Genomic DNA, 10,984 nt, shown 5'->3' on the forward strand with positions numbered 1-10,984 from the left:
ATCCAAATTGTTAGCGAAAAAAAATGTCCTATAAGAATCTTCGGGCCTTACCGGTCTACAAAAAAGCTTTAGAGCTCTGCCATATGAGCAGGGAGATTGCTTCGTATGTTTCTTTGAACAAAGACCTTATTAATCTCTATCAATCTAACAGCCACAGAGATAGCATTGCAGATTCTTTACTGACCGATGCAATTCTTATCCCAAAAAAAATTGCATCCGCAGAAATAAGCGGTTGTCACATAGAGCGCATGAAGAGCGCTAGCTTCATAAATATTATGATCCGCAATATTAATTCTTATTGTAATGGTCTTGAGAAGGATGGCGTAAAAGAAAAAGAGTATCTAAATCTTTTAAGAAAAGAAATCAAAAGTTTTAGACGTTCCTTTAAAAAATGGAGAAGCTCTTTTCCAGATGGTGGCGCCAACTATTTTCATTAAGAATCCACTCTCCCATTTTGTTTTAAAATTTAGGTTATACTAAAATTGTTAGTTTAAAGTTCTAATTTTGGATTTTAAATTAAATATTTTGAAAACAACGATTCTTATTCATTGTCCTGATCAAGCAGGAATCATAAGTGTAACCACTAACTTTGTGCACCAATATAAAGGAAACATTGTTTACCTTGATCAGCACGTAGACAAGGAAACGAACGTATTTTTTATGCGTTTGGATAGTGATTTCGAGAATAAAGATTTCTCTACTGAATCATTTAAAAAAGAATTCCAAACAGAACTTGCAAATAGGTATGACATGAAATGGAGCATGCATGAAGCTGGAGTAAAACCTAAGATGGCTCTGTTTGTTTCTAAATACAACCACTGTCTATATGATCTTTTAAGCCGGTTTAACTCTAATGAATTGGAAGTTGAAATTCCTTTTATTATAAGTAATCACATAGACCTTAAACCTATTGCCAATCAATTTAATATCCCTTATTTTCATATTCCGGTAACCAAAGACACCAAACCCCAGGCGGAAACCAAACAATTAGCGCTTTTAAAAGAGTATAAAGTTGATTTTATTGTCTTGGCGCGATACATGCAGATTGTAAGTCCAAAAATCATAAGTAACTTCCCTAATCGTATTATTAATATCCATCACTCCTTTCTACCGGCATTTGCTGGTGCCAAACCATACCACGCTGCCTTTAAACGTGGAGTAAAGATTATTGGAGCCACTAGTCATTACGTTACGGAAGAATTAGATGCAGGACCTATTATTGAACAAGATGTAACTACGGTAACACATGCTCACAGTATAAAAGATTTCATTGCTAAAGGTCGCGATTTGGAGAAAATAGTCCTTTCTAGGGCTGTTAAGCTACATATTCTGAGAAAGACGATGGTCTACAACAATAAGACCGTGATTTTTTCGTAGTATATTTTGAAAGTACAGAAATAATCAAGTTCTATTCTTAATGCGTAGTAAAGTACTAGGCTACTAAGGACTATTATTTCCTTCTTTATCCATTTTAAAAAAAAGCTATGAAAAAACTGGTTATCTTATTTCTTGCACTGAACTTAAGCTCATGCCATGAACTACAACAAGTTGTTAATCAATTACCCCAAGGCAATGTTGCATTAGGCAACGACCAAATTGCGGCAGGCCTTAGAGAAGCATTGGACAAAGGAATTCAAAGTCAGGTAAGTAAACTTACCAAAGAAGACGGATTTCTAAAAAATGAAGCGGTAAAAATACTTTTGCCCGAAGAGCTTCAGAAAGTAGACAAGACCCTACGCGATGTTGGACTCGGTAGTTTGGCTGATGAAGGTCTTAAAGTTTTAAACCGGGCTGCTGAAGATGCGGTAGGTGAAGCCACTCCAATTTTTGTAGATGCCGTGAAAGGAATTACGTTTAGCGATGCAAAGAACATTTTATTAGGAAGCGATAATGCTGCCACTCAATATTTAACCTCAGCTACACAAACACAACTTTATGCAAAATTCAATCCGGTGATCAAGAATTCTTTCAGTAAAGTTGGTGCCGATAAGATATGGAGCAATCTTATCACTAAATACAATAACATACCACTAACCAAAAATGTAAATCCTGACTTAACGGATTATGTTACCCAAGAAGCACTTAGTGGTGTTTACACAATGATAGCTGTTGAAGAAAAGGAAATTAGAAACAATGCCAGCTCTAGAACCACTGACCTTTTGAGACAAGTTTTTAGCTTACAGGATTAAAAATAAATTTTTCCTATCAACCTTACAATAACTTGAAAATTAACACGTTAAATTTATAAGTGGTCTTTATGGACTGCCAATCTCCAAGACTTTGTCAATCACATAAAATTAGAGATTGTAACACTGAATTTTTTGAGTTAGTAATTTTTGAGTTAGTTAGTTTAAAACCGGTGGGAGCACCGGTTTTTTTTGTATCTAAATCCGCGATATTCTTAAGATATGACTGCAAAGATGCTTGCTAACTGCCGCTTAAACATTAAAGGGTTTTAACCTCTATCTACATCAGCAACAAAATCTATTACAAAGCGATTGAAAAGTTGAGGCTGTTCTACGTTCACCACATGACCACAATGCTCAATAGTTAATAAACTTGATTGTGATTGCTTTTGAACCATTTTCTTTACAGAAGGAAGAAATAGATAATCCTCTCCACCCATAACATATAACGTAGGAATATCAATATCTCCCGCTCTAAAGAAACGCAAAAGTTTATTTATTTGGGATCCCATTTTATACCATCTCACAAACTCCTTTTGATACATACGTTTGGCCTCACGTACAAAAAGCAATCTAGACTCTTTATGGTTTCCATCTGGCATAATCGCAAAAGTAAACAGCTTATACAACCATATGTAAGGCACCAAAGATTTAAAAAGACCGCCAAAGCCCATTAAAATTCTAAAACGCATATCTAACCGAATAATAGCACCACCCAAAACCATACTCTCTACACGGTTCGGATATTTTTCAGCTAAATTTCTGATTAATACGGTCCCTAGGGAAATACCGATAAAATGTGATTTTTTAATTTTAAGAAAATCTAGAACCTCCAGGATATCTTCCGTGATATAATCAAAAGTATATTTATCATCAAAGGCATCCTTTAAGCCAGGTTGAGAGTCTCCATGTCCCCTGAGATCCAATAATAATATATTGAAATGCTTCTTAAACTCTCTTAGTTGTTTAAACCAAATAGAAGAACTCCCTCCTGCTCCATGCACGAAGGTGACCCAAGAATCTGATTCTTGATGTAAGTATGTTACGTAATTCAGCAAAGTGTTCTCTCGTTTTCTCCCATTTGGAAACCTTGCAATGTATTAAATCTTTTGATTCAATTTAATATTAAATGAAAAATATAGTTCACAAAGTAGCCAGAAAGCGAAAAATTCAATAAAAATCAAGAAAAGCTAAGAATCTGATTCACAACTGTCTTCGGTGCCTGACCGAGATTGTTAATATCTTATCATTTTAACGTAAAACACTTTACATGACCTGCAAGAAAAAAAGAGTTATTAACATGTCTTAAAGGAGATTCGCAAGCATTGCATTGAGTAACTGTTAATAAATCATCAATTCATCTTAATTTTTGCTATCTACAGCGAATATAGAGATCCAAAGATGATTTCCGTGCGTATATTTGTTGTAAAGGATTTATAATTATGGATAATCAGTATTGCAAAGTAGGAACAGTTACTCCAATCACTTCTAACAGAAACGTGATTTCCCTTTTAGAGTATCAGTATCAAACCTTTTTGAACAAAGCTAGTGACATGAAATATACCGATGCTAAATTGGTGGAATTTTTTGAGCAAAAAGCTGAGAAGATTCAAAGAGTTTTGGATAATATGATGAACTAGTTTTTTTCGGAAACTACAAAAATTCGGCCATTTGACTTTGTAGCTCTAAAGTCTTATGTCTTGCTGCGTCCGCAAAATCCGTATTTGTTGAGGCATAAATTATACCTCTAGAAGAATTTATAAGAAGGCCTACGTTTTCGTTCATTCCGTTTTCACAAACATCCTTTAAACTTCCTCCTTGCGCACCTACACCGGGCACCAGTAAAAAACTTTCAGGAATAATTTTTCGAATGTCTTTGAAGTACTCTGCCTTAGTTGCACCCACAACGTACATTAAGTTTTTAGAGTTACTATACGTTTTTGAGGTTTCCAGTACGGTTTTGTACAGTTCTTTACCTTCTATTAATTTCGTCTGAAAATCAAAAGCACCAACGTTAGATGTTAGGGCCAAGAGTATGGTATGCTTATTCTTAAAGGCTAGGAAAGGTTCTACAGAATCCTTGCCCATGTAAGGAGCAATAGTAATGGAATCAAATTCCAGATCTTCAAAAAAAGCTTTTGCATAACGTGTAGAAGTATTTCCTATATCACCCCTTTTCGCGTCTGCAATGGTAAATATCTCCGGATAGTTAGCATTAATATATTTGATGGTTTTTTCAAGAGAATGCCAGCCTTTAATTCCATACGCTTCATAAAAAGCAATATTAGGCTTATAGGATACACAAATATCATGTGTAGCATCTATTATAGCTTTATTGAATGCAAAAATTGGATCTTCCACCTTGAGTAAATGAGGCGGTATTTTCTGTAGATCGGTATCTAAACCAATACATAAAAACGACTTTTTCTTTCTAATCTGGGCAACTAATTGTTCAGTAGTCATAGAGACGCTACAGCTATAGTGTTATGGTTTCCAATAAAATTTAAACATTAAAAAATCTCGGAAGCTTCTTTTAGTTTTTCGGTATTCTCTACAAAACTTAATTCATCAATTATTTTCTGAATATCCCCATCTATTATGTTTTGCAAATCGTAAAGCGTTAATCCAATACGGTGATCTGTTACACGGCCTTGCGGATAATTGTATGTTCTAATCTTAGCCGATCGGTCACCGCTACTTACCTGAGAGTTACGTTTGGCCGCATCCTCTTCTTGTTTTTTGGCAAGTTCAAGATCATATAGACGCGAACGCAACACTCTAAAAGCCTTATCCTTGTTCTTATGCTGTGATTTTTGATCCTGGCACTGCGCCACCAATCCTGTTGGAATGTGAGTAAGACGCACCGCAGAGTAAGTCGTATTCACCGACTGACCACCTGGGCCAGAAGAACAGAAAAAATCTATCCGGACATCTTTGGGTTCAATCTGAACATCAAAATCTTCCGCTTCAGGAAGTACCATTACCGTTGCAGCACTGGTATGAACCCTTCCTTGTGTTTCTGTCTGTGGAACACGTTGCACGCGGTGTACACCCGCCTCAAACTTAAGCGTTCCGTAAACATCTTTCCCAGTAACTTCAAATTGGATTTCTTTGTAACCGCCACTGGTGCCTTCACTTAAATCTATAACGTTGGTCTTCCAGCCCTTGCTCTCGCAATACTTGGTATACATACGGAATAGATCTCCTGCAAAAATACTAGCTTCATCACCTCCGGTTCCTGCTCTAATTTCAACCACGACGTCTTTGGCGTCTTCTGGGTCTTTAGGTATAAGCATTAATTTAATTTCCTCTTCTAATTCCGGTAAACCTCCTTTAGCCTCATCTAATTGCATTTTGGCCATTTCAACCATCTCTGCATCACTCCCGTCCGCAATAATCTCCTCTGCTTCTTGAATATTATTAAGCAACTCAATGTATTGCTCACGCTTAGCTACAAGCTCCTTCAAATCGGAATATTCCTTGGTTAATCCTACATAGCGCTTTTGATCCGAAATAATATCCGGCTGAATAATAAGGTCGGAAACCTCATCAAAACGCTGCTTAACTATATTGAGTTTATCTATCATTATCTTGCATCACTTGTATTGCGAATTTACGACAAATTTGTACATTTATTGATATACCTTGGTTTTGATAAAAAGCTTATTTCATCTACGCACCTATCATATAGTCTTTCTATTCTACCGTTCTTTGTTAGTTTTTTCTACTGCAATAACCCTGCTTCAGTATGTATTACTTAGGTCTTCAGGCTCAACCGGAATGGCAATAAAAATCCTGACATCCAAGTTTTTTTTGATTCTTTTATACTTTGCTTTTACATTTATAGGCCCAACAAATAAAAAACTGGTGTTCTATAAAAATTTTGGGATTTCCACTATTCGATTATTTTTTATCTGTTTTGTTATGGATGCTATTCTTTCCATAATTACCGTTCAAATCCTCAATCTATTTTGAAACTAGAAATAGACAACATAGAACTCAGTTTTGACCACAAACGTATCTTGTACGGTATATACTTAAAGGCCGAAACCGGAAAAATTACAGGCCTTTTAGGTCGGAATGGCTGCGGAAAAACATCCTTGCTACGTATTCTATTTGGAAGCCTCACTCCTAAATATTTAAACATAAGGATAGATGGCGTTCATCAAAAAAGAAAATTATTTAAATACGGAAATATCGCTTACTTACCTCAACATCAATTACTACCAGAAGGACTTAAAGCATACAAAGCCTTCAATTATTTTAATGCAGATTGGCAACTGTTCATCTCTACTTTTCCTTCTTTTGAAAAATACAGGAATAATAGTGTTGAAGAATTAAGTTCTGGAGAACTCCGCGTTATTGAAACGTATTTGATATTGAATTCAAACAAAAAAATCATCTTATTAGATGAACCGTTTTCATTTATAGCTCCTGTTTATGTAGAAAAGATGATAGCACTTATTGAAATAAAAAAGCAGGATACCGTAATTGTCATAACAGACCATTTTTACAAGGAAATAATGGGAATTAGTGATACTGTTTATATTTTGAAAGAAGGCTCTTGCAAACAGATAAATTCTTTAAAAGACCTAAGAAACGAAGGCTATATTATCTAAGATATCCATATTATTAACTAAGAATTCAGGGTTTCTCATTCAATAATATACCACTACTCTTATATACTTTATTAGCATTATCTATTAGAATAACATCCGTACCTCCTAATTGATTTATTAATGCGAGTCCATCTTCTTTGCCCATAATGTAGACTGCCGTAGCCAATGCATCACAAAGTTCGGCGCTTTTTGCAAAAATAGATACACTATTCACACCCTCTGCCGGATAGCCTGTTCTAGGATTTAAGATATGAGAGTATTTTAATCCCTCAAAAATGACATATTTTTCTGAATCCCCGGAAGTTGCTACCGAAGATTCCACAACGGGCAACCAAGAAAATATCTTATCCTTACTTAACGGATTGGCAATACCAATCAGCCATTTTTCTCCGGTTGCTTTAGTTCCCCACGTTGTAAGGTCTCCAGCTGCGTTTATTATACCTCCTTGAACTTGTTTGGACACCAAAAGTTCCTTGGCCTTATCTGCAGCATAACCCTTACCAATAGCCCCAAAAGAAATTTTCATACCCTTCTTACTCAAATACACGGTTCTTTCCAACGGATTTAAAATTATTTTCTCATGACCTACTGTTTCCAAAGCCTTACTCACCTCTTCCGGTGTTGGAACTTTGACCATAGACCCATCAAATTTCCAAATATCATAGAGGGAAGCATAAGAAATATCAAAAGCGCCATCCGTTATTTCCGAAATCTGTTTTGCACGCTCAATCAACATAAAGAGTTCCTGACTGACCTTTACGGGCTTTACCCCAGCGTTAAGATTTATCAAGGAAGTTTCCGAATCTGGATTCCATGATGAAATCATATTTTCTATCCGAACAATTTCTGCAGTGGCCTCTTCTATATTTATATATCCTAAATCTTCATTAGTGGATACCACAGTAATATCAAACCGTGTTCCCATAAGCTCCATAGCCTTGTGCACGGTCACTAGTTTCTTTTCCTGGGCAAAGCCATAGGATAAGAAGAAAAAAGAAAGTATGTAAAATACTATCCTCACTAGAACATAGATTTTAGATGTGTTATATACTCATTAGGAGAAAGTTTTAAATACCCCGTTTGCCCCAAAACTTCCGCATCTCCATTTAATAAAACCACCAAAGGAAAATGACCTTTGGGATTATATTTTTCAGCTAGCCTATGATTTTGGGCGGTCATTGCCTCACTAAGTCTGTTCGCTTTTTTTCTTGGAAAATCTGCTTTGTAAAGAATTAAATCAGATTTGGAGAAGCTCTTGAAATCTTCAGACTCCCATATCGCCTTTTCTAACTTCATACAAGGTGCACACCAATCTGAACCAGCAAAAACCAATAATAGGCCTTTATTATTTTTCTTTGCCAAAGCTTGAGCGTTTGCAAAGTTTTCCTGCCAATCCTGGGCCGAAATAGAGGCAACCATACTCAAACAAAACAAAAATAAAATCTTCTTCATATTGATGTTAAAACAAATTCAGTGCCATTTATTCATAAATGCGCAACATTGTACCTGTCAATTCGGTTTTAAAAATCTTTAATGTTTTTGCCGTTGCACCATCTACTTGGTTCAATGGCGCTCCATTTTGTTCAAAACGGGACCCATGCACATCACAATAAAAGATGCCTCCATCCGAATCTACAAAGCGTACTTCTTCATAACCTTGGTGGCTACAAACTTGACTAGCGGCAACAAATTCACCCTCCAAATTCCTAGCTATCACCACCAAATTTTTTAATACAAAACCGCCATTATCGGCAAGTTTTGCATTAGCAGGTTCGTCCAAATCAATTGTAAAATCTATTCCGGTAGGTATTGGGGTATTCCCTTCGGTTTCTTCATCATTATCGCTAGAACAGCCATGTAAACATGGAAAAGCAATAGCAAATGCCGCGCTGGCTCCTAAGCTTTTTAAGAACTGTTTTCTTTCCATAACACTGTTGTTTACTAAAGAAAACGAACTAATGATACGATTCGTATGCCTTTAATAAACAAACTTACCACAAGTACTCTCTATTGTAAGTTTTTTAGAGGCACTAGCCTCTACCCTACCCACAATCTGAGCTTCTACACCAAAACTTTCCGATATTGCTATTAAATCTTTAGCAACAGCTTCGTTCGTATAAATTTCAAGACGATGGCCACAATTAAAAACCTGATACATTTCTTTCCAGTCCGTACCGGATTGTTCTTGAATTAATTTAAAAAGCGGCGGAACAGGAAAAAGGTTGTCCTTAACAATATGGAGCTCATCAACGAAGTGAAGAATTTTAGTTTGTGCACCACCACTGCAGTGCACCATACCATGAATATCTTCGGAAGTATACGTATTCAAAATTTTCTTTACAATTGGTGCATAGGTACGTGTTGGTGACAGCACCAATTTACCCGCGTCCACAGGCACACCATCAATTTTGTCCGTCAATTTCGTATTACCCGAATATACCAAATCAGCAGGCACGGATGCATCAAAACTCTCCGGGTATTTCTCAGCAAGATATTTTGAAAAAACATCGTGTCTAGCAGAAGTAAGTCCGTTACTCCCCATTCCCCCATTATATTCCTTCTCGTAAGTAGCTTTTCCAAAAGAGGCCAAACCAACTATAACATCTCCTGCTTTTATATTTGCGTTATCTATAACGTCTTCTTTCTTTAAACGCGCCGTAACCGTAGAATCCACAATTATAGTACGGACTAAATCACCTACATCTGCAGTTTCTCCACCAGTAGAACGTATGGTCAACCCATGTTCCGCCAAGTCATTTATAAGCTCCTCGGTACCATTAATTATTTCTGATATCACCTGACCGGGAATCAAATTTTTATTTCGTCCAATGGTAGAAGAAAGCATAATATTATCCGTAGCCCCAACACAGATAAGGTCATCTATGTTCATAATAAGTGCATCTTGCGCAATTCCTTTCCAAACGGATAAGTCTCCTGTTTCCTTCCAGTACATATACGCCAACGAAGATTTTGTACCCGCACCATCTGCATGCATTACCAAACAATAATCTTCATCATTAGTTAAGTAATCCGGCACAATTTTACAGAACGCCTTTGGAAAGAGTCCCTTATCAATATTCTTTATAGCATTGTGCACATCTTCTTTTGAGGCGGAAACTCCTCTTTGGCTATACCTTTCACTGTTAGATGAACTCATTATTATGGCTTTTTGGCAAAAATAAGGTATTCACCGAATAATCATAGCTTGACAAAAAAAACTTTCAAAAAGTTCTTAAATCGATTAAAATTTATGATAAACACCGCCACCAATAACTGCTCTTTTTGGTACATTGGCCCCTGAAATAGCTGAAGTATAATTAGCTAGTACACCTATTTTTTCGGTAATTTCTATAATTCCCTTTATACCGTAAGCAACATATTCCTGATCATTCAAATACAGTCCTGTGGCCAAATTAGCTTCCGGAAGTATAACCTCTCCGTTTTCAAAAGAAGTTGAAAAATCAAGAAAACCAATAAGCCAAAGTCTCTTTATCGGTTTTACACCAGCTTCAGCGCTAGCTCTAAAATTTGAACTATAGTCATTAAAACGAATATCAACTCCTGTAGATGCCTGAACAAAGAAATTATCATAACCTCTACCAATATTCAGTCTTGGAGATAATGTAAATGTATCATAACCACTTCTAAGTCCGGATGCCTCAAAATAGTTTCCGGTGTTGGCCTCAATATTAAATTGACCGGAAATCACCCATTTATTGTTATAAAGTTGATGTTTTACGCCAACGACCAAATTACCCAAAGCAGTTTCAGAACCATTTGAAGTAATAGGTATGCCATTAGCAGATGATACTACATCGCCAGCTTTTATCATTTTAATAGGTAGACTTAATAAAACAGTAGTCTTATCAGAAATACCATATTCACCAAAAAGTTGAAGGGTGTTATCTGTTATTTTACGCTCGGTTCTATAATCGGGATTTCCGTAGATACCGGAATAGCCAGCTATATTATAATAAGATAGTTGAACGTAAGCTTCGTTTTTTGCTTTTGTCCACGCTCCCTGAGAAAAAAGAGAAATAGAAAATAAAAAAAGCAAGGTGAAAAGGTATTTTTTTACAGTACTATGCATCTTTAAAATATTTACAATATTCCCTACTTAGTATATCTTTTCACCGCTCCCTTACATCCATTTAGCTAATTTTTAGGTGTTTTAGCTAA

General features: G+C 36.1%; 13 protein-coding genes. 5 read left to right on the plus strand and 8 right to left on the minus strand.

The features are described from left to right. Window positions 1-23: 23 nt before the first annotated feature. From KO521_RS10425 to KO521_RS10435, 3 genes are all read left to right on the plus strand, one after another. On the plus strand, window positions 24-437 hold the full coding sequence (locus KO521_RS10425) for a hypothetical protein (RefSeq protein WP_215939864.1): 414 nt from the start codon (window positions 24-26) through the stop codon (window positions 435-437). Window positions 438-525: 88 nt separating this feature from the next. Continuing rightward, complete coding sequence (purU, locus tag KO521_RS10430; RefSeq protein ID WP_215939865.1) at window positions 526-1,377, plus strand: formyltetrahydrofolate deformylase; 852 nt, start codon at window positions 526-528, stop codon at window positions 1,375-1,377. Window positions 1,378-1,484: 107 nt separating this feature from the next. Continuing rightward, on the plus strand, window positions 1,485-2,189 hold the full coding sequence (locus KO521_RS10435) for a DUF4197 domain-containing protein (protein ID WP_215939866.1): 705 nt from the start codon (window positions 1,485-1,487) through the stop codon (window positions 2,187-2,189). Window positions 2,190-2,455: 266 nt separating this feature from the next. Here KO521_RS10435 and KO521_RS10440 read toward each other — a convergent pair whose 3' ends face one another. Beyond that, window positions 2,456-3,244 carry an alpha/beta fold hydrolase gene (locus KO521_RS10440; RefSeq protein WP_215939867.1) on the minus strand — a complete coding sequence of 263 codons (789 nt, stop codon included), beginning with the start codon at window positions 3,242-3,244 and terminating at the stop codon, window positions 2,456-2,458. 384 nt (window positions 3,245-3,628) lie between these two features. Here KO521_RS10440 and KO521_RS10445 point away from each other — a divergent pair, with 384 nt between their 5' ends. Then, complete coding sequence (locus tag KO521_RS10445; protein ID WP_215939868.1) at window positions 3,629-3,826, plus strand: hypothetical protein; 198 nt, start codon at window positions 3,629-3,631, stop codon at window positions 3,824-3,826. Window positions 3,827-3,839: 13 nt separating this feature from the next. Here KO521_RS10445 and pyrF read toward each other — a convergent pair whose 3' ends face one another. Both pyrF and prfA read right to left on the minus strand, forming a co-directional pair. Continuing rightward, window positions 3,840-4,649, minus strand: a complete 810-nt coding sequence (gene pyrF / locus KO521_RS10450) for an orotidine-5'-phosphate decarboxylase (RefSeq protein ID WP_215939869.1) — start codon at window positions 4,647-4,649, stop codon at window positions 3,840-3,842. 47 nt (window positions 4,650-4,696) lie between these two features. After that, window positions 4,697-5,773 carry a peptide chain release factor 1 gene (gene prfA / locus KO521_RS10455; RefSeq protein ID WP_215939870.1) on the minus strand — a complete coding sequence of 359 codons (1,077 nt, stop codon included), beginning with the start codon at window positions 5,771-5,773 and terminating at the stop codon, window positions 4,697-4,699. Between the two features lie 384 nt (window positions 5,774-6,157). Between prfA and KO521_RS10460 the strand changes: the two genes are divergently transcribed. Then, window positions 6,158-6,805: an ATP-binding cassette domain-containing protein gene (locus tag KO521_RS10460; RefSeq protein WP_215939871.1), complete on the plus strand. Its 648-nt coding sequence runs from the start codon at window positions 6,158-6,160 to the stop codon at window positions 6,803-6,805. Between the two features lie 25 nt (window positions 6,806-6,830). Here the strand turns inward: KO521_RS10460 and KO521_RS10465 are convergent, their stop codons facing one another. The 5 genes from KO521_RS10465 to KO521_RS10485 all read right to left on the minus strand — a co-directional run bounded on the left by KO521_RS10465 (window position 6,831) and on the right by KO521_RS10485 (window position 10,895). Beyond that, window positions 6,831-7,826, minus strand: a complete 996-nt coding sequence (locus KO521_RS10465; protein WP_354668202.1) for an FAD:protein FMN transferase — start codon at window positions 7,824-7,826, stop codon at window positions 6,831-6,833. Beyond that, the gene (locus KO521_RS10470; protein WP_215939872.1) at window positions 7,826-8,257 is read right to left on the minus strand and encodes a thioredoxin family protein; all 432 of its coding nucleotides are present in this window, start codon (window positions 8,255-8,257) and stop codon (window positions 7,826-7,828) included. The genes KO521_RS10465 and KO521_RS10470 overlap by 1 nt, the downstream gene beginning before the upstream one ends. A gap of 28 nt (window positions 8,258-8,285) precedes the next feature. Further along, complete coding sequence (locus KO521_RS10475; protein ID WP_215939873.1) at window positions 8,286-8,732, minus strand: ubiquinol-cytochrome c reductase iron-sulfur subunit; 447 nt, start codon at window positions 8,730-8,732, stop codon at window positions 8,286-8,288. A gap of 51 nt (window positions 8,733-8,783) precedes the next feature. Continuing rightward, a complete protein-coding gene (locus tag KO521_RS10480; RefSeq protein WP_215939874.1) occupies window positions 8,784-9,962 on the minus strand; it encodes an AIR synthase related protein in 1,179 nt (392 codons plus the stop codon). 84 nt (window positions 9,963-10,046) lie between these two features. Continuing rightward, window positions 10,047-10,895 carry a hypothetical protein gene (locus tag KO521_RS10485; protein WP_215939875.1) on the minus strand — a complete coding sequence of 283 codons (849 nt, stop codon included), beginning with the start codon at window positions 10,893-10,895 and terminating at the stop codon, window positions 10,047-10,049. Between the last annotated feature and the right edge of the window lie 89 nt (window positions 10,896-10,984).

It is taken from the genome of Zobellia uliginosa (assembly GCF_018860745.1).
GTDB lineage: Bacteria > Bacteroidota > Bacteroidia > Flavobacteriales > Flavobacteriaceae > Zobellia > Zobellia uliginosa_B.